The sequence below is a fragment of the Kitasatospora sp. NPDC057904 genome (genome assembly GCF_042887925.1).
In the GTDB taxonomy this organism is placed as follows: domain Bacteria; phylum Actinomycetota; class Actinomycetes; order Streptomycetales; family Streptomycetaceae; genus Kitasatospora.
On sequence record NZ_JBHVOL010000007.1, the window covers coordinates 306763 to 324654 of the forward strand.

General features: G+C 73.6%; 14 protein-coding genes. All 14 read right to left on the minus strand.

Features of this window, described 5'->3' with window-relative positions; genetic code table 11:
* Nucleotides 1-51: 51 nt before the first annotated feature.
* On the minus strand, nt 52-3864 hold the full coding sequence (gene cobT, locus ACFVSN_RS20370) for a nicotinate-nucleotide--dimethylbenzimidazole phosphoribosyltransferase (protein ID WP_387956337.1): 3813 nt from the start codon (nt 3862-3864) through the stop codon (nt 52-54).
* Between the two features lie 496 nt (nt 3865-4360).
* The gene (gene cbiE, locus ACFVSN_RS20375; protein ID WP_380443624.1) at nt 4361-5620 is read right to left on the minus strand and encodes a precorrin-6y C5,15-methyltransferase (decarboxylating) subunit CbiE; all 1260 of its coding nucleotides are present in this window, start codon (nt 5618-5620) and stop codon (nt 4361-4363) included.
* Nucleotides 5621-5814: 194 nt separating this feature from the next.
* Nucleotides 5815-6477 carry a GNAT family N-acetyltransferase gene (locus ACFVSN_RS20380; protein WP_380443622.1) on the minus strand — a complete coding sequence of 221 codons (663 nt, stop codon included), beginning with the start codon at nt 6475-6477 and terminating at the stop codon, nt 5815-5817.
* 201 nt (nt 6478-6678) lie between these two features.
* Nucleotides 6679-7503, minus strand: coding sequence for a MetQ/NlpA family ABC transporter substrate-binding protein (locus tag ACFVSN_RS20385; protein ID WP_380443620.1), 825 nt, complete (start codon nt 7501-7503; stop codon nt 6679-6681).
* Nucleotides 7504-7560: 57 nt separating this feature from the next.
* On the minus strand, nt 7561-8292 hold the full coding sequence (locus ACFVSN_RS20390) for a methionine ABC transporter permease (protein WP_380443618.1): 732 nt from the start codon (nt 8290-8292) through the stop codon (nt 7561-7563).
* On the minus strand, nt 8289-9314 hold the full coding sequence (locus ACFVSN_RS20395) for a methionine ABC transporter ATP-binding protein (protein ID WP_380494282.1): 1026 nt from the start codon (nt 9312-9314) through the stop codon (nt 8289-8291). The genes ACFVSN_RS20390 and ACFVSN_RS20395 overlap by 4 nt, the downstream gene beginning before the upstream one ends.
* 542 nt (nt 9315-9856) lie before the next feature.
* On the minus strand, nt 9857-10360 hold the full coding sequence (locus ACFVSN_RS20400) for a GNAT family N-acetyltransferase (RefSeq protein WP_380443614.1): 504 nt from the start codon (nt 10358-10360) through the stop codon (nt 9857-9859).
* A 341-nt stretch (nt 10361-10701) separates the two neighbouring features.
* A complete protein-coding gene (locus ACFVSN_RS20405; protein ID WP_380443612.1) occupies nt 10702-10959 on the minus strand; it encodes a hypothetical protein in 258 nt (85 codons plus the stop codon).
* A gap of 109 nt (nt 10960-11068) precedes the next feature.
* Nucleotides 11069-12493 carry an argininosuccinate lyase gene (argH, locus tag ACFVSN_RS20410; protein ID WP_387595310.1) on the minus strand — a complete coding sequence of 475 codons (1425 nt, stop codon included), beginning with the start codon at nt 12491-12493 and terminating at the stop codon, nt 11069-11071.
* A gap of 51 nt (nt 12494-12544) precedes the next feature.
* Entirely contained in the window at nt 12545-13738 is a 1194-nt protein-coding gene (locus tag ACFVSN_RS20415; protein ID WP_380443608.1) for an argininosuccinate synthase, read from the minus strand.
* A gap of 157 nt (nt 13739-13895) precedes the next feature.
* The gene (locus ACFVSN_RS20420; protein WP_329928713.1) at nt 13896-14444 is read right to left on the minus strand and encodes an arginine repressor; all 549 of its coding nucleotides are present in this window, start codon (nt 14442-14444) and stop codon (nt 13896-13898) included.
* A 17-nt stretch (nt 14445-14461) separates the two neighbouring features.
* Nucleotides 14462-15673, minus strand: a complete 1212-nt coding sequence (locus ACFVSN_RS20425) for an acetylornithine transaminase (RefSeq protein ID WP_387956338.1) — start codon at nt 15671-15673, stop codon at nt 14462-14464.
* Nucleotides 15670-16602: an acetylglutamate kinase gene (gene argB, locus ACFVSN_RS20430; protein ID WP_380443604.1), complete on the minus strand. Its 933-nt coding sequence runs from the start codon at nt 16600-16602 to the stop codon at nt 15670-15672. Before argB ends, ACFVSN_RS20425 begins: the two co-directional genes overlap by 4 nt.
* 114 nt (nt 16603-16716) lie before the next feature.
* The gene (argJ, locus tag ACFVSN_RS20435) at nt 16717-17877 is read right to left on the minus strand and encodes a bifunctional glutamate N-acetyltransferase/amino-acid acetyltransferase ArgJ (protein WP_387956368.1); all 1161 of its coding nucleotides are present in this window, start codon (nt 17875-17877) and stop codon (nt 16717-16719) included.
* Between the last annotated feature and the right edge of the window lie 15 nt (nt 17878-17892).

Sequence of the window (17892 nt, forward strand, 5' to 3'; positions counted from 1 at the left end):
TCCGCGGACCGGCGCGCCCTCGGGCCGGTCCGCGGAGCGGTGACGGGAACGTCAGGCCTTCTCGGTGACCCCGGCGGAGTCGAAGGTGGCTACATCGTGCATCGCGCGGGCCGCACTCTGCACCAGCGGCAGGGCCAGCAGGGCACCGGTGCCCTCGCCGAGCCGCAGGTCCAGGTCGATCAGCGGACGCAGACCGAGCCGCTCCAGCGCGGCCTGGTGGCCGGGCTCGGCGGAGCGGTGACCGGCGATGCAGGCCGCCAGCACCTCGGGGGCGATCGCCTTGGCCACCAGGGCGGCCGAACCGGCGATCACGCCGTCCAGCACGACCGGGGTGCGCAGCGAGGCGGCGCCCAGCAGGAAGCCGGCGATCGCGGCGTGCTCCAGGCCGCCGATGGCGGCGAGGACGCCGATCGGGTCGGCCGGGTCGGGCCGGTGCAGGGCCAGCGCGGCGCGGATGACCTTGACCTTGCGGGCGTGCGTCTCGTCGTCGATGCCGGTGCCGCGGCCGGTGACCTCGGCCGGGTCGAGGCCGGTGAAGACCGAGATCAGGGCGGCCGAGGCGGTGGTGTTGGCGATCCCCATGTCGCCGGTGACCAGGGCCTTGTTGCCGGCCGCGACGAGGTCGCGGGCGGTCTCGATGCCGACCTCGATCGCCTGGACGGCCTCCTCGCGGCTCATCGCCGGGCCCTGGGTCATGTCGTCGGTGCCGGGCTTGACCTTGCGCGGCAGCAGACCGGTGGCCCGGCCCTGCTGGACGGCGTCGGGCAGCTCGGCGGCGACGCCGACGTCGACCACGCAGACCTCGGTGCCGATCTGCTTGGCGAAGGCGTTGACGACCGCTCCCCCGGCGAGGAAGTTGCCGACCATCTGGGCCGTCACCTCCTGCGGCCAGGGGCTGACGCCCTGGGCGTGCACGCCGTGGTCACCGGCGAAGATCGCGACGCAGGCGGGCTCCGGGACCGGCGGCGGGCACTTGCGGGACAGGCCGCACAGCTGGGCGGAGATGATCTCCAGCATGCCGAGCGAGCCGGCCGGCTTGGTCATCCGCTTCTGGCGGTCCCAGGCCTCCCCGAGCGCCTTGGCGTCCAGCGGGCGGATGCCGCGCAGGGTCTCGGCGAGCAGGCTCTGCGGCTCCTCGCCGGGCAGCGCGCGGTTGCCGTACTGCTCCTCGTGGACGACCCAGGACAGCGGGCGCTTCTTCGCCCAGCCCTGCTGCTCCAGCTCGGGCTCGTCCGGGAAGGAGTCGACGAAGCCGACGCACAGGTAGGCGACGACCTCCAGGTGCTCGGGCAGGCCGAGCTCGCGGACCAGCTCCTCGTCGTCGAAGAAGCTCACCCAGCCGACGCCCAGGCCCTCGGCGCGGGCGGCCAGCCAGAGGTTCTCGACGGCCAGGGCGGCCGAGTACGGGGCCATCTGGGGCTGGGTGTGGCGACCCAGGGTGTGCCGGCCGCCGCGGGTGCGGTCGGCGGTGACCACGATGTTGACCGGGGTTTCGAGGATCGCCTCGATCTTGATCTCGCGGAACTGCTTGGCGCGGCCCTTGGGCAGCGAGTCGGCGTACGCCTCGCGCTGGCGCTCGGCCAGGGCGTGCATGCGCCGGCGGGTCTTCGCGGAGCGGATCACCACGAAGTCCCACGGCTGGGAGTAGCCGACGCTGGGCGCGGTGTGGGCGGCCTCCAGGACGCGGATCAGCACCTCGTGCGGGATCGCGTCCGGGCGGAAGCCGTTGCGGATGTCGCGGCGCTCGCGGATCACCTGGTGGACGGCGTCGCGGCCGGCGTCGTCGTAGCCGGGGGCGGCGGGGCCGCGGGGCTCGGCGGGCTCCTGCTCGGCGTCCTGGGGCTCGGCCTGGGCGTCTTCCTGGGCGTCGGCGGGCTGCTCGGCGGTGTCCTGGGCGGGCTCGGCGGCGGGCTCGGCCTCGACGGCGGCGGGCTCGGCGGGGACGGGCTCGGCCACGGGCTGGGCGGCGGGCTGGGGCTCGGCCTCCGGGGTCTCGGCGACCGGGGCGTCCTGGACGGGCTCGGCCGCGGGCTCGACGACCTCGGGGACCTCGGCCACCTCGGCGGCGGACTGCGGCTGCTCGGCGTCGGGCACGACGGCCTCGACCGCCTCCACGACCTCGACCGCCACGGCCTCGACGGCTTCGCCGGCTTCGACGGCCACAGCCTCAACGGCTGGGGCCTCGACCGGAGCGGCCTCCTGCGGCTGCTCGGCCTCGACCGCGGGGACGGCCTGACCGGACGGCATCTCGCCGGTACCGGCGGCGGTCTCGGCGGCGGCCTGCGGCTCGGCGTGAGCGACCTCGACGGCCTCGACGACCTCGGGGGCGACGGCCTCGACCGCCGCCACGACCTCGACGGCCACGGCTTCGGCTGCTTCGACGACCACGGCCTCAACGGCCGGGGCCTCGACCGGCGCGGCCTCCTGCGGCTGCTCGGCCTCGACCGGCACCGCCTCGACAGCGACGGCCTCGACCATCTCGGCGGGCTGCACCGGCTCGGGCTCGACGACGGCCTCCGGCGTGCCCTCGGCGGGCGCTATGGGAGCGGGCTGCGGCGCGACGGCCTCCTCGGCCACCGGCGCCTGCTCGGTCGCCTCGACCTGCGGCAGGCCGTGCGGGGTCGGCGCGGCGAGGAAGGCGGAGATGCGGCGGGGCGGCTGCGCGGCCTGCGACTGCTCGTCGGCGACGGGCGCCTCGACGGCCTCCGTCAGGACCGGCTCGACGACGGGCTCGACGACGACCGGCTCGACAGCGACCGGCTCGACGACAACGGCCTGCGGCGCGGCCTCGACCACCGGCTCGGCGGCGGGCTCGGTCACGAACTCGGCGACGGCCTGCGGCGCGGCCTCGACCACGGCCTCGGCCACGGCTTCGGCGACGGCGGCCTCGACCACCTCGACGACCTCGATCGCCCCGGCCGTCGGCACGGCCACGCCGCCCGTGACCGGCTCCCCGAGCGGCACCTGCACGCCACCCGGGATCTCCTGGGCGGCCTGCTGCGGGAGGTGGACGTCCGCCACCGCGAGCGGGACCTCGGCGACCGGCACGGCGTCGACGGCCGGCGGCATCGGCGCGACCGGGACGGGCTGCGCCAGGGGCGCCGCCATCGGCGCCTGGGGCTCGGCCGGGCGGCCGACGACCGGGATGCCGTGCGCGGGGGTGGCGCCCAGGGACGGGCCGCGGTCGGCGAGCGAGCGGACCGGCACCTGGCCAGTCATCATCGACGGGTCCGGGATCGGCGGACCGGCGTGCAGCGGGCGGCGCGGCGGCTGAGCCTGCGTCACCGGCTCCTGGAACACCGGGGCCGCCGGGGCGACGGGGGCGGCCTGCACGGCCTGCTGGTACTGCTCGGCGCCCGCCACCGGCGGGTCGACCGGCGGCCAGGACGGCTCGACCGGCGTGCCGTCCTGGAGCGGCGCGACCATCATCTGATCGGCCGGCAGCTGCTCGGCGGGGACGGCCACGGCCGGCTCGCCCCACGAGCCCTGCGGGCCGGGCATCAGCAGGACGTCGTCCTCGTCGTCGAGCCCGTCCGCCTGGTCGGGCTGGTCGAGGAAGTGGAAGGCCGGGCGCGGGGCGCCCTGGTCGACCGCCCAGCCCTCGCCGGGCACGCCGTACGCGGGCACGCCCTGCGGGTGGCCCTGCGCCGGGATGACGCCGACGGCGGGCGGCACCGCGCCGTGGAGGCCGGGTCCGGGCACCGAGGGGTTCGGGATCGCTCCGCCGTCCGTCATGACACCCGGCACGGGTGCGACGCCCTGCACGGGTGCGGCGACGACCCCCTCCGGGCCGCCGAGCGGGTCGGGCCCGGTGTGCAGGTGCTCCGGCAGTCCCTCGCCCGGGACATGGCCGCCATCGGTCATCGTCAAAGCTCCTTCCAGGCCGCTGCCGCGCCCTCGGCGACACGATCACCGACCGCAGCGCCCATCCGCACGGGCCGGGCCTGCACCGACCCGCCCCTCAACCACGTACGGCCGCCGCGCCGAGGCGCTGCGGCCAAAGTCATTCCGGTGAGCTGCCGCGCCCCGGCCCACGCGCCTCCCCCTGTGGGGCGGCCCGCCATCTGAAACAACGACAACCCGGGGCGACCGGCACCACCGCACCGGACCCTACGGCATTCTCCAGGTCCGGCACGCGGCCCGTCGAATTGCCCACACTCCGAGCGCGGCCGGATTGCACCACGTCAAAAGGGTGACAAACCGACCGGATCGGGCAGGTCACCGACCACCGCCGCCGACCAGGACGCCACACTACCGGCCCGGCGCCGTCACCTCTCGAATCAGTGTCCGGATGCGACCTGGATCACCGCCGGCCCCCCTGCGGCATCCTCACCCGGAACACCGGCCGGGCCCGGGGCCTTCACACGATCTGCTCACCCCAGAGCAACAGCGCGCCCGCTCCGTCCGCCCCCAGTGCCACCCCTCCGCCGTCGGCGGCGAGCAGCGGGGCCGACTGCAGCAGGGCGCCGTCCGCCCGGTAGCCGGCCTCGGTGATCGCCCGGCGGAACTCCTCGGCCTCGGCGAAGGTGCGGGCCACGGTGACGAACCGTTCGGGTCTGCGGGCCAGCACCGCGCGGACGACCTGGAGGCCGCCCGCCTCGACCACGGCGACGTCCGGCTCCGGCAGTCCGCCGAGCACCTCGGGGCCCTGCCCGTGCACCGTCTCCACCTCGACGCCGTAGCGGCGCGCGTTGACGGTGATCCGGGCGCAGGCCGAGCGGGAGGCCTCGACGGCGACGACGGCCGCGCCGAAGCGGGCCGCCTCCACCGCGAGGGCGCCGCTGCCCGCGCCGACCGACCAGACCAGGTCCCCCGGACGAGCACCCAGACGGGCCAGCACCAGGGCGCGCGCGTGCGCGGGAAGCGCCTCCGATGCGCCGGGGTCGTCCGCCGCGCGCCCGGCGCCCGCGTAGGCGTCGCCGGGGAGCGCCCAGCCGCGGTCCGCGCCGGGGAAGCCGAGCGGGCGCCCGGCGAGCCAGCCGGCCGCCTCGTCCACCGGCACGGCCGGGGCGCCGCTGTTGCCGCCGATCACCAGGACGACGTTGGGATCGCGCCACGCGTGGTCGGCGATCCGGTCGGAGGTGAGGACGGTGACGTCCTCGTCCGGCGTGCCGAGGCCCTCGCAGACGACGAACGTCCGGTGGACCCCGCGCAGCATGAGGGCGAGTTCGCCCGGCCCGGCGCCGGGGGCGGTGAGCACCGCGACCTTGGGATGGGCCCGGCAGATGTTGGCCGCGCGGCGCAGCCGGCCGCCGTGGGCGCTGACCACCTGGGCGTCCTCCCACGGCATGCCGGCCCGGGCGAAGGCGGTGGCGACGGAGGAGACGGCGGGCAGGACCTCCAGTTCGAGGCCGTACTCGGGGCGGCGCAGGGTGCGGACGACGCCGAAGAAGCCCGGGTCGCCCTCGGCGACCACGACCGCGGCGCCGCGGTGCTCGGCGATCCGGCGGGCGGCCTGGCGGATGTTGCCGAGCACGATCCGCTCGGCGGCGGGCGGCACCGGGAGTGCGCCCAGTTGGTAGGGGGCGCCGGCGACGAGGGTCGCCGCGGCGAGGGCCGCGCCGGCGGCCTCGGTCAGCGGCGTGCCGTCCCACCCGATGACCGTGATCCGGTCAGCCATCTGCGGCCGTTCTCCCTCGACTCGGTGCGCGCCCCGGTGCGCACCTCGGTGCGCCGACAAACCGCGCCGCAGTACGGCGCCGGACAGAGGCTACCGGGTGTGTTCCCGCCCCGCGCCGGGGGCACCTCCCGGCCGCCGGGCCGGGGGAGTGCCGCACACGTGTGCGCGAAGCCCGGGGGCGGCCCGGTGGGGAGTCAGTCGCGCAGGACGTAGCGGTGGTCGCCGTGCCGGCCGGAGTGCTCGGGCTCGGGGGCCTCCATGTCCTCGGGCAGGAGGCTCCACAGGATGACGTCACTGCGGCTCTCTCCCCCGGCCTGGCGGCCGGGAGGTGCCCCCACCACCTCGCCGGACTCCCCCCGGACTATCCAGGCGCTGCGCAGCACGCCCTCGCTGATCCCGCCGATCTTCTGGGCGACCTGCTGGGCGGCGGTGTTCCCGGCGGCGGTGCGCATCTCCAGGCGCAGGAAGCCGCGGTCCTCGAAGAGCCACTGGGCGACGCCGAGGACGGCCTCCGGCGCGTAGCCCTCGCCGCGCGCCCAGGCGGCGGTGACGTAGGCGATCTCGGTGCTGCGCAGCCGCCAGTCGGTGGCGCGCAGCTCGACCAGGCCGACCAGGCGCTGGGTGAGGTGCTCGGTGACGGCGAAGACGATGCCGCGCCCGGCGGCCCGGTGGGAGGGGGCGAGGGTGCGGGCGAGGTCGGCCGCGTACTGCTCGGTGAAGGGGTGCGGCAGGTCCGTCCAGGCGAGGACGAGGTCGTCGGCCATCATCGTGGCGAGACCGGGCGCGTCGTCCTCCGAAAGCGGCCGCAGCAACAGCCGTTCGGTGCTGATGGCGGTCTCGGGGAAGCTCGCTGCCATGCCGTCTCTCCTCGCCGGGTCGTGAACACAACACCGTACGCCTCCGGCGCGCCCCGGGTACCACGTGGTGCGCCGCCCGCACGACGGTACGTCAGAACGCCCCCGGGCCGGGCGCCCCTGGTGCATACTGCCCGACCGGGCCCCCGCCGGAGTGCGGCGGGGGCCCGGTCGGGCGGCACGGGGTGCGGAGTTGTCCGACGATCAGAAGGCCGGGACGACCGAGCCCTTGAAGGTGTCGTCGATGTACTTCTTCACCTCGGGCGAGTGCAGCAGCTCGGCGAGCTTCTTGACCCGCGGGTCGTTCTCCTTGCCCTTCTTGACGGCGAGGATGTTGGCGTACGGGTTGCCCTCGGCCTTCTCCAGCACGAGCGCGTCGGTGGCCGGCTTCAGGCCGGAGTCCAGCGCGTAGTTGCCGTTGATGACGGCGGCGTCGAGGTCGGCGACGGAGCGGGGCAGCTGGGCGGCCTCCAGCTCCTTCCACTTGAGGTGCTTCGGGTTGCCGGTGACGTCGGCCGGGGTGGCGGCGGTGGTGACGCCGTCCTTCAGCGTGATGAGCTGGTTGTCGGCGAGCAGCTTGAGGGCGCGGCCCTCGTTGGTGGCGTCGTTCGGCAGGCCGACGGTGGCGCCGTCCGGCAGGTCGGCGATCGACTTGACCTTCTTGGAGTAGACGCCCAGCGGCTCCAGGTGCACCGGCTCGACCGAGACGATGTCGGTGCCGTGCTTCTTGTTGAAGTCCTCCAGGTACGGGACGTGCTGGAAGTAGTTGGCGTCGGCCGAGCCGTCCTGCACCGCGGTGTTGGGGGTCACGTAGTCGGTGACCTCCTTGATGTCGAGCTTCAGGCCCGCCTTGTCCGCGAGGTTGTCCTTGACGAACTTGAGGATCTGGCCGTGCGGGGTGGGGCTGGCGACGACGGTCAGCGGCGCGTTCGGGTCCGAGGACGACGAACCGGAGCTGCCGCAGGCGGCGAGCGAGAGGGCGATGCCCGCGGTGGCGAGGACGCTGGTGAACTTCAGGGCGTTGCGCACGAAAAGTGCCTTTCTGCGTGATGCGGGGAGCCGCGGCCGGAGTCGGGCGCGGGAGGTCTAGGGGGCGACGAGGTCCTCGTCGCGGGCCGCCGGGGTGCCGCGCAGCAGGCGGGTCCGGCCGCCGCCGGAGCGGCCGCGGTTCGCGAGGCGGCGGACGGCGAAGTCGCCGATCAGCTGGACGGCGGTGACGATGATCACCAGCTCGGCGACGATCACCCACATGAAGGCCGTCTCGAAGCGCTGGTAGCCGTAGTTGACGGCCAGGGTGCCGAGGCCGCCGCCGCCGACCGTGCCGGCCATCGCCGAGTAGCCGATCAGCGTGATGATCGTGGTGGTCACCGAGGCGGCCAGGCCCGGCAGCGCCTCCGGCAGCAGGGTCTTGCGCACGATCGTCCAGGTGCCGGCGCCCATCGACTGGACGGCCTCGACCAGGCCGCGGTCGACCTCGCGGACGGAGGTCTCGACCAGGCGGGCGAAGAACGGGATGGCGCCGATGGTGAGCGGCACGGTCGCCGCCTGCCAGCCGATGGAGGTGCCCACCAGCCAGCGGGTGAACGAGATCAGGGCGATCATCAGGATGATGAACGGCACCGAGCGGGCGATGTTCACGACGAAGGCGACGGCCTTGTTGACGGCCCGGTTGGCCAGCAGGCCGCCCTTGTCGGTCAGCACCAGCAGGACGCCCAGCGGCAGGCCGAGCAGCACCGTGAACAGCGCGGACAGGCCCACCATCTGGAAGGTCTCCTGCGTGGCCGGCCACATCAGGGCCTGCATCTGGTCCCAGGTCATGCCACCGCTCCGTCCGCCGCGCCCAGTACGTCCACCTGCAGGCCCTGCTCGCGCAGGTAGCCGATCGGCACCACGTTGTCCTGGTGGCCGCCGGACAGCTCGACCCGCATGCGGCCGACCATCCGGCCGGCGATGGTCTCCACCGCGGCGCCCAGGATGTTGATGTCGATCTGGTAGGTGCGGGCGAGCTGGGAGACGAACGGCTGGGCCGGGGCGTCGCCCTGGAAGGTGATCTCCAGCACGGTCGAACCGGGGTGGCCGGTGCCGAACTCGCTGAGCGGGAACAGCTCGCGGGCCAGCTCCGAACCGGGTTTGGCGAGCAGGTCGGTCAGCTCGCCCGCCTCGACCACCCGGCCGCCGCGCATCAGGGCGGCGGAGTCGCAGACGGACTTGATGACGTCCATCTCGTGGGTGATCAGCAGGACGGTCAGGCCGAGCTGCTGGTTGAGGTCGCGCAGCAGCTTGAGGATCGAGCGGGTGGTCTCCGGGTCGAGCGCCGAGGTGGCCTCGTCGGAGAGCAGCACCTTCGGGTCGCCGGCCAGGGCGCGGGCGATGCCGACGCGCTGCTTCTGGCCGCCGGAGAGCTGGTTGGGGTAGCTGCGGGCCTTGTCGCCGAGGCCGACCAGGTCGAGCAGTTCGGCGGCCTTGCGGCGGCGCCCGGTGCGGTCGAGGCCGATGATCTCCAGCGGGAGCTCGACGTTCTGCTGGACCGTCCGCGAGGCGAGCAGGTTGAAGTGCTGGAAGACCATGCCGATCCGGCGCCGCGCCTCGCGCAGCTCCTTGCCGGCCCGGTTCTCGCCTCCGGACAGCGCGGTCAGCTCGACCCCGTCCACGGTGACGGTGCCGGAGGTCGGGCGCTCCAGCATGTTCACGCAGCGGATGAGGGTGGACTTGCCGGCGCCGCTGGTGCCGACGACTCCGTAGACCTCGCCCGGACGGACGTGCAGGTCGACACCGGCGAGGGCGGTCACCTCGCGGCCTCGGGAGCGGTAGACCTTCGTGAGGTCCGTGGTGGTGATCACAGCAGCTTCCGTGGGTCGGGGGCGGGCGGCGCGTCGACCGCCCGACCGGGTTGCGGTCGGCGGCGTCTACGGCGCTTCGCCAGGGGGATCCGGACCTGCCACCCCTTGATCGTGGCCGCTGGGCGGCCGGGCCGCGCGACGGCGTGGCCCTTACGAGTCATCGGCAGCCGCGGGTGGGCGGGCATGCGGACGCAGGGGGGTGCGGCAGGCTGGGCGCGCTCACACGAACGGGAGCGGCGCCGGGGTCTCGCTTCGGGGCGCGAGGAGTGGGGACGGTGGCCCTCAGCAGTGACACATTCGACGGCACATGGCACGCTCACCTGCCGGCATGGTGCCGGTGGGGGTCCAATTCGTCGTCGCAGTCATGTGAGCCAGTAAATCAGATGGGCTGTTCGAGGCCCAATTATCTGGATGCGCTGTCCGCAATGCGGACACGAATCGCTTTGACCTGCAAAAACGCGAATCGGCGCCGCCTCGGGACAGGCCGCATCGTGGCTGTCCTGGTCGTAGCGGCGCCGAATCCGCGGGGCGGCGCGAAGGGTTCAGGCGGTCGCGGCGAACGGCGTCGCGACGGGCTTCTCCAGGTGCACGAAGCTCAGACTGCCGCTGACCTGCTCGACGCCCGTCTGCAGGTAGCCCTGGCGGGCGTACAGGCGAAGGTTCCCGAGGCTACGGTGGCCGGTGAACAGGCGGTAGGCGGTGACGTGGCCACCGTCCTCGGCCAGGCGGCGCTCCAGCGCCTCCAGGAGGCGGCCTCCGAGGCCGTGCCGCTGCATCCGGGGGTGGACGACCAGACGCCCTATCCGGCCGATGCCGTCGTCGTCGACCCGGCCGCGGACGGTGCCGACGACCTCGTCGCCGAGGCGGGCGACCAGGAAGTGCTGCTCGGACAGTTCGGCGCGCAGGCTCTCCAGAGTCTGCGTGAGGGGCTCGATCGCCCAGTCGCCGTACAGCTCGGCCTCGGCCTGGTAGCCGAGGTACTGGAGCTTGAGGATCTGCTCCGCGTCCTCGGCGTCCGCCGCCGAGATGATCACGCTCATGCCCATGTGCTGGGGCCTCCCCATCGTCGTGCCCGGCGCGCAGAGGGTGACGCGCTCACGCTCAGTATCCGAGTGATCGCGACACCGTCAAGAGCTGGGTTCGCCAGCGCTCTACCCGGGTGTCAGCTCCTCTCAACCTTTTGGCGGCCGGACGTGGCGAGGGTCACGCGAGTGGAGGGAGGGACGGCCGGGGGCTGGACGGCGGGGTTCGCGAAGCCCGCGCGGGGGCCGGAAGGGGGCCGGGAGGAGGCCGGGAGGAGGGGACGACAACCGGACGTGGCGAGGGTCACGCGAGTGGAGGCAGGGGCGGCCGGGAGCTGGACGGGGTGGGGCCGGCCCGGGGGGCGTCATGGGTAGCGCTCGGTGTGGAGGAGGGCGCGGAGGCAGGCGAGGCAGCGGGAGCGGGTCGGGCCGATGGAGCCGCGGGGCATGCCGAGGCGTGCGGAGAGTTCGCGGTACGTAGGCGGCGGGTCCTCGGCGAGGGCGGCGACCAGCTGGGGGCAGCGACCGGGCAGGGCGGCCACCGCGTCGCGGACGACGCGGCGGCGGCGCTCGGCGAGGAACTGGTCCTCGGCGGAGGGGACGGTCGGAAGGGTGGGACACACACCGTGCTTGACCTGTAAGGGCGGCGGCCGGTTACGCCCCGCCGGTCGCGCGTAACGGACGGGGGCGCGGCGGTCCGTCCGCCGCGCCCCTCCCCCACTGCACCAGGAGTCAGCCCTGGACCCACTCCTGCTGGACCGCCAGGTCCGCCTTCACCTCGCCGAGCTGCACGGCCACCGCGGACGGCGCCGTGCCGCCGCGCCCGTTGCGGGACGCGATCGCGCCGTGGACGCTGAGGACCGACCGGACCTCGGGCGTCAGGTGCGCGGAGATCGACGCGAACTGCTCGTCCGTCAGGTCCGACAGCTCGATGCCCTGCGCCTCGCACACCTTGACGCAGGCGCCGGCCACCTCGTGCGCGACCCGGAACGGCACGCCCTGCTTGACCAGCCACTCGGCGATGTCGGTGGCGAGCGAGAAGCCGGCCGGGGCCAGCTCCTCCAGCCGCTCCCGGTGCACGGTGAGGGTGGCCATCATCCCGGTGAACGCGGGCAGCAGCACCTCCAGCGTGTCGCAGGAGTCGAAGACCGGTTCCTTGTCCTCCTGGAGGTCCCGGTTGTAGGCGAGCGGCAGCGCCTTGAGGGTGGCCAGCAGGCCGGTCAGGTTGCCGATCAGGCGGCCGGACTTGCCGCGGGCGAGCTCGGCGATGTCCGGGTTCTTCTTCTGCGGCATGATCGAGGAACCGGTGGAGAAGGCGTCGTGCAGCGTGATGAAGCCGAACTCCTTGGTGTTCCAGATGATCACCTCCTCCGCGATGCGGGAGAGGTTGATGCCGATCATCGCGGTCACGAACGCGAACTCGGCGACGAAGTCGCGCGAGGCCGTGCCGTCGATGGAGTTGCCGACCGAGCCGCCCTCGAAACCGAGGTCGGCGGCGACGGCCTGCGGGTCGAGGCCGAGCGAGGAGCCGGCCAGCGCCCCGGAGCCGTACGGCGAGACGGCGGTGCGGGCGTCCCACTGGCGCAGCCGCTCGGCGTCCCGGCCGAGGGCCTGCACGTGCGCGAGGACGTGGTGGGCGAAGAGGACGGGCTGGGCGTGCTGGAGGTGGGTGCGGCCCGGCATCGCGGTGTCGGGGTGCGCCTCGGCCAGCCCGACCAGGGCGTGCTGGAGGTCCAGGAGCAGTCCGCCGATGGTCTTCGCGTGGTCCCGCAGGTACATCCGGAACAGCGTGGCGATCTGGTCGTTGCGGGAGCGCCCGGCCCGCAGCTTGCCGCCGAGCTCGGCGCCGAGCCGCTCCAGCAGCCCGCGCTCCAGGGCGGTGTGGACGTCCTCGTCGGCGACGGTGCCGGTGAAGGTACCGGCCCGGACGTCGGCGAGCAGCTGGTCGAGACCGGCCAGCATGCCAGCGAGTTCCTCGGCGCTGAGCAGGCCGGCCTTGTGCAGGACCCGGGCGTGGGCCTTGGAACCGGCGATGTCGTAGGGCGCGAGGCGCCAGTCGAAGTGGACCGAGGCGGAGAGCTTGGCCAGGGCCTCGGACGGGCCGTCGGCGAAGCGCGCGCCCCAGAGGCGGACGTCGGCGTTCTGGTCGGCGGTCATCGCGTGGGCTCCTTACGGGGTACGGGTGTTGGGGGACTCTAGCGGGGCGGGTCAGGCGAGGTCGCGGCGGGCGGCGAGCTTCGAGGACATCCCGAAGATCTCGATGAAGCCCTTGGACATCGACTGGTCGAAGGTGTCGCCGGTGTCGTACGTGGCGAGGTTGAAGTCGTACAGCGACTGGTCGGACTTGCGGCCGTTGACGACGGCCCGGCCGCCGTGCAGCACCATCCGGATGTCGCCGCAGACGTACCGGTTGGCCTCGTCGACGAAGCCGTCCAGCGCGCGCTTGAGCGGGGAGAACCAGAGGCCGTCGTAGACGAGTTCGGCCCAGCGCTGCTCCACCTGCCGCTTGTAGCGGGCGAGTTCGCGCTCGACGGTGACGTTCTCCAGGGCCTGGTGGGCGGTGATCAGGGCGATCGCGCCGGGGGCCTCGTAGATCTCCCGGGACTTGATGCCGACCAGCCGGTCCTCGACCAGGTCCAGCCGGCCGACGCCCTGGGCGCCCGCCCGCCGGTTGAGCTCCTCGACGGCCTCCAGGACGGTGACCTTGCGGCCGTCGATCGCGACCGGGACGCCGGCCTCGAAGGTGATGACGACCTCGTCGGCCTCGCGCGGGGCGGCCGGGTCCTGCGTGTACTCGTAGACGTCCTCGATCGGGGCGTTCCAGATGTCCTCCAGGAAGCCGGTCTCGACGGCCCGCCCGAAGACGTTCTGGTCGATCGAGTACGGCGACTTCTTGGTGGTGGCGATCGGCAGGCCCTTGGCCTCGGCGAAGGCGATGGCCTTGTCCCGGGTCATCGCGTAGTCGCGGACCGGGGCGATGCACCTGAGGCCGGGGGCCAGGGAGTTGATGCCGACCTCGAAGCGGACCTGGTCGTTGCCCTTGCCGGTGCAGCCGTGGGCGACGGTGGTGGCGCCGTGCTTCTTCGCGGCGGCGGCCAGGTGCTTGACGATGACCGGCCGGGAGAGCGCGGAGACCAGCGGGTACTGGCCCTGGTAGAGCGCGTTGGCCTTGATGGCGGGCAGGCAGTACTCGTCGGCGAACTCGTCCCGGGCGTCCGCGACCTCGGCCTCGACGGCGCCGCAGTCCAGCGCGCGCTGACGGATGACGTCGAGGTCCTCGCCGCCCTGGCCGACGTCGACGGCGACGGCGATGACCTCCGCGCCCGTCTCCTCGGCGATCCAGCCGATGCAGACGGACGTGTCCAGTCCGCCCGAGTAGGCGAGTATGACGCGCTCGGTCACGGCTTTCTCCTCTCAACTCCACGTTCGGGGCCGTACAGGTTTGCGGCGATTGGCATAAGTATGCACTACGCCGTATGAAACACAAAACCCCGGCCGGTGGAGTGCTCCACCGGCCGGGGCTGAGGGGTCCTGCGCGGGTCGTGCGGGGTCGGACGCGTTACTGCGCCTTCGCCTGGGCGAGTTGCATGAGGTGGTCGGCGAGCGCCTGCCCGCCGGACGGGTCCCGGCTGATCAGCAGGACGGTGTCGTCGCCCGCGATCGTGCCGATGATCTCGAACACCTCGGCCTGGTCGATCGCCGAGGCGAGGAACTGCGCGGCGCCCGGCGGCGTGCGCAGCACGACCAGGTTGCCGGAGGCGGTGGCGGAGACCATGAGCTCGCCGGCCAGCCGGGCCATCCGGCCCTCGCTGGCCGACTCCCCCATCGGGGCGCGCGGAGTGCGGTCCCCGCCCTCGGCCGGGACGGCGTAGATGAGCGCGCCGTCCCGGTTGCGGATCTTGACCGCGCCCAGCTCGTCCAGGTCCCGGGAGAGGGTGGCCTGGGTCACCACGAGTCCGTCGTCGGCGAGCAGCTTGGCGAGCTGGCTCTGCGAGCGCACGGGCTGGCGGGTGAGCAGGTCCACGATCCGGCGGTGGCGCGCGGTGCGGGTCTGCGGCACCTGCGGCGTCGGGCCGGCGGCGGACGGGCCGGGGTTGGAAGCGGTCATGTGATTATTCTCCCGGACTACCGTCGGCTCGCATCGGCCGGGGCGCCCTCGCGCACCGATCGGAGGATGCCGGGCAGCGCCGCGAGGAAGGCGTCCGCCTCCTGCTCGGTCAGCACGAGCGGCGGAACGAGCCGGACGGCGTCCGGGACGGCGGCGTTGACCAGGAACCCGGCCTCCTGCGCGACGGCCTGGACCTGCGCGGACACCGGCTCGGTGAGCACGATGCCGAGCAGCAGGCCGGCGCCGCGCACGTGCGAGACCAGCGGGTCGCCGAGCGCCTCGACGCCCTGGCGCAGCCGGTCGCCGATCTTGCGGACGTGCTCCAGCAGGCCCTCGGACTCGATCGTGTCGAGCACCGCGAGCCCGGCCGCCGCGGCCACCGGGTTGCCGCCGAACGTGGTGCCGTGCTGGCCCGGGGTGAGCAGCTCGGCGGCCGGCCCGAAGGCGAGCAACGCGCCCATCGGCAGGCCGCCGCCGAGCGCCTTGGCGAGGGTGACGACGTCCGGCTCGACACCCTCGACGGCCTGGTGGGCGAACCAGTGCCCGGTGCGGCCGACGCCGGTCTGGATCTCGTCCAGGACGAGCAGCGTGCCGGTGGCCCGGGTGATCTCGCGCGCGGCGAGCAGGTAGCCCTCGGGCAGCGGGATCGCGCCGTTCTCGCCCTGGATGGGCTCCAGGAAGACGGCGGCGGTCTCGGTGGTGACGGCCGCGCGCAGCGCCTCGACGTCGCCGAACGGGACGTGGGTGACGTCGCCGGGCAGCGGGCGGAACGGGTCCTGCTTGGCGGGCTGGCCGGTGAGCGCGAGCGCGCCCATCGTCCGGCCGTGGAAGCCGCCCTCCAGGGCGACCAGGTGGGTGCGGCCGGTGCGGCGGCTGATCTTGAACGCGGCCTCGTTGGCCTCGGCGCCGGAGTTGCAGAAGAACACCCGGCCGCCCTCCCGGCCGTCCAGCTCCAGCAGCCGCTCGGCGAGGGCGATGGTCGGCTCGGCCATGAAGAGGTTGGAGACGTGGCCGAGGGTGGCGATCTGCCGGCTCACGGCCTCGACGACGGCCGGGTGGGCGGTGCCGAGGGCGTTGACGGCGATGCCGCCGAGCAGGTCGGTGTACTGCTTGCCGTCCGCGTCCCACAGCTTGGCGCCCTCGCCGCGGACCAGCGGGATGCGCGGGGTGCCGTAGTTGTCGGTGAAGGCGTGCTGCCACCGCTCGGCGAGCTGCTCGTTGTGCGTCATGCCAGTCCCCCGGTCACGGTCGGTTCGTCGTCCGGCACGACCATCGTGCCGATGCCCTCGTCGGTGAAGATCTCCAGCAGGAGGCTGTGCGGCACCCGGCCGTCCAGCACCCTGGCGGTGCCCACGCCGGAGCGGACGGCGCGCAGGCAGCCCTCCATCTTGGGGAGCATGCCGCTGGCCAGGCCGGGCAGCAGCGCCTCCAGCTCGCTTGCGCCGAGCTGGCTGATCACGTCGTCGGAGTCGGGCCAGTCCTTGTACAGGCCCTCGACGTCGGTGAGGACGACCAGCATCTCGGCGCCGAGCGCGACCGCGAGGGCGGAGGCGGCGGTGTCGGCGTTGATGTTGTAGACGTGGCCGTCGGTGCCGCGCGCGATCGAGGAGATGACCGGGATGCGGCCGTCGGCGATGAGCGCCTTCACCGCGCCGGCCTCGATGTTGACGATGTCGCCGACCAGGCCGATGTCGACCTGCTCGCCGTCCACCACCGCGTAGCGCTTGACGGCCGTCATGGTGTGCGCGTCCTCGCCGGTCATGCCGACGGCGAACGGGCCGTGCTCGTTGAGCAGGCCGACCAGTTCGCGCTGCACCTGCCCGGCGAGCACCATCCGGACGACGTCCATGGTCTCGGGGGTGGTGACGCGCAGGCCGTTGGTGAAGCTGGACTCCAGGCCGAGCTTGTCCAGCTGGGCGCTGATCTGCGGGCCGCCGCCGTGCACGACGACGGGGTGCAGGCCGGCGTAGCGGAGGAAGACGACGTCCTGGGCGAAGGCCGCCTTGAGGCTGTCGTCGACCATCGCGTTGCCGCCGAACTTGATCACGACGGTCTTGCCGTGGAAGCGCTCCAGCCACGGCAGCGCCTCGATCAGCGTTATGGCCTTCGGCAACGCGGTGTTGTTGCGGGCCTGTTCGCCCTTGGGTGCGATCTGCACGGGTTTCCCTCGTCGATGGGGGTCCCCCCGGCCAGAGGCTGGGGAGGATGGCGCGGAACGGATGCCGCGGCTCGGGTTGCGCGGACCAGGATGGCGTGGGCGAAGTGACGCCGGTCAGGTCGAGTAGGCGCTGTTCTCGTGAACGTAGTCGGCCGTCAGGTCGTTGGTCCACAGCGAGGCGCTCGCCGTACCGGCGTTGAGGTTCGCGGTGATGACGACGTCCCGGCCGCTCATGTCCACGAGGTCGCGGTCCTCGCCGACGCCGCCGTCCTTGCAGACCCAGACGCCGTTGATGGCGACGTCCAGCGCGTCGGGGTCGAAGGCGGCGCTGGTGGTGCCGATCGCGGCCAGCACCCGGCCCCAGTTGGGGTCCTCGCCGTGGATGGCGCACTTGAGCAGGTTGTTGCGGCCGATCGTGCGGGCGACGTCGACGGCCTCGTCCTCGGTGGCGGCGCCGGTGACGTCGATCCGGATGTCCTTGCTCGCGCCCTCGGCGTCGGAGATCAGCTGGCGGGCGAGGTCGGCGCTGACGGTGCGGACGGCCTCGGCGAACTCGGCCGCGTCCGGGGTGACGCCGCAGGCGCCGGAGGCGAGCAGCAGCACGGTGTCGTTGGTCGACATGCAGCCGTCGGAGTCGATCCGGTCGAAGGTGGTGCGGGTGGCGCCGCGCAGGGCCGCGTCGAGGGCGGCGGCGTCGGCGACGGCGTCGGTGGTGAGCACGACCAGCATGGTGGCGAGGCTCGGGGCGAGCATGCCCGCGCCCTTGGCCATGCCGCCGACCGTCCAGCCGGCCGGGCTGGTGACCTGGGCGGTCTTGTGGACGGTGTCGGTGGTCTTGATGGCGATCGCGGCGGCCTCGCCGCCGGTCGCGCTGAGCTCCTGGGCGGCCAGGGCGACGCCGGGCAGCAGGATGTCCATCGGCAGGCGGACGCCGATCAGGCCGGTGGAGGCGACGGCGACCTCGGCCGCGTTGACCTTCAGCTCCTCGGCCGCCTTCTCGGCGGTGGCGTGGGTGTTCTGGAAGCCGAGCGGGCCGGTGCAGGCGTTGGCGCCACCGGAGTTGAGGACGACGGCGGAGACCAGGCCGCCCTTGAGGACCTGCTCGGACCACAGGACGGGCGCGGCCTTGACGCGGTTCGCGGTGAACACGCCGGCGGCGGCGAACGAGGGGCCGTCGTTGACGACGAGGGCGAGGTCAGGGGTGCCGGAGGCCTTGATGCCGGCGGTGACCCCGGCGGCGCGGAAGCCCTTGGCGGCCGTCACTCCGACGCCCACAGGACTGGTCACGGC

What these genes read in the sequence shown, in the direction of transcription:
- cobT (WP_387956337.1), bottom strand. Translation starts at nt 3,864, where the DNA reads ATGACCGATGGCGGCCATGTCCCGGGCGAGGGACTGCCGGAGCACCTG.
- cbiE (WP_380443624.1), bottom strand. Translation starts at nt 5,620, where the DNA reads ATGGCTGACCGGATCACGGTCATCGGGTGGGACGGCACGCCGCTGACC.
- ACFVSN_RS20380 (WP_380443622.1), bottom strand. Translation starts at nt 6,477, where the DNA reads ATGGCAGCGAGCTTCCCCGAGACCGCCATCAGCACCGAACGGCTGTTG.
- ACFVSN_RS20390 (WP_380443618.1), bottom strand. Translation starts at nt 8,292, where the DNA reads ATGACCTGGGACCAGATGCAGGCCCTGATGTGGCCGGCCACGCAGGAG.
- ACFVSN_RS20400 (WP_380443614.1), bottom strand. Translation starts at nt 10,360, where the DNA reads ATGGGCATGAGCGTGATCATCTCGGCGGCGGACGCCGAGGACGCGGAG.
- argH (WP_387595310.1), bottom strand. Translation starts at nt 12,493, where the DNA reads ATGACCGCCGACCAGAACGCCGACGTCCGCCTCTGGGGCGCGCGCTTC.
- ACFVSN_RS20420 (WP_329928713.1), bottom strand. Translation starts at nt 14,444, where the DNA reads ATGACCGCTTCCAACCCCGGCCCGTCCGCCGCCGGCCCGACGCCGCAG.
- ACFVSN_RS20425 (WP_387956338.1), bottom strand. Translation starts at nt 15,673, where the DNA reads ATGACGCACAACGAGCAGCTCGCCGAGCGGTGGCAGCACGCCTTCACC.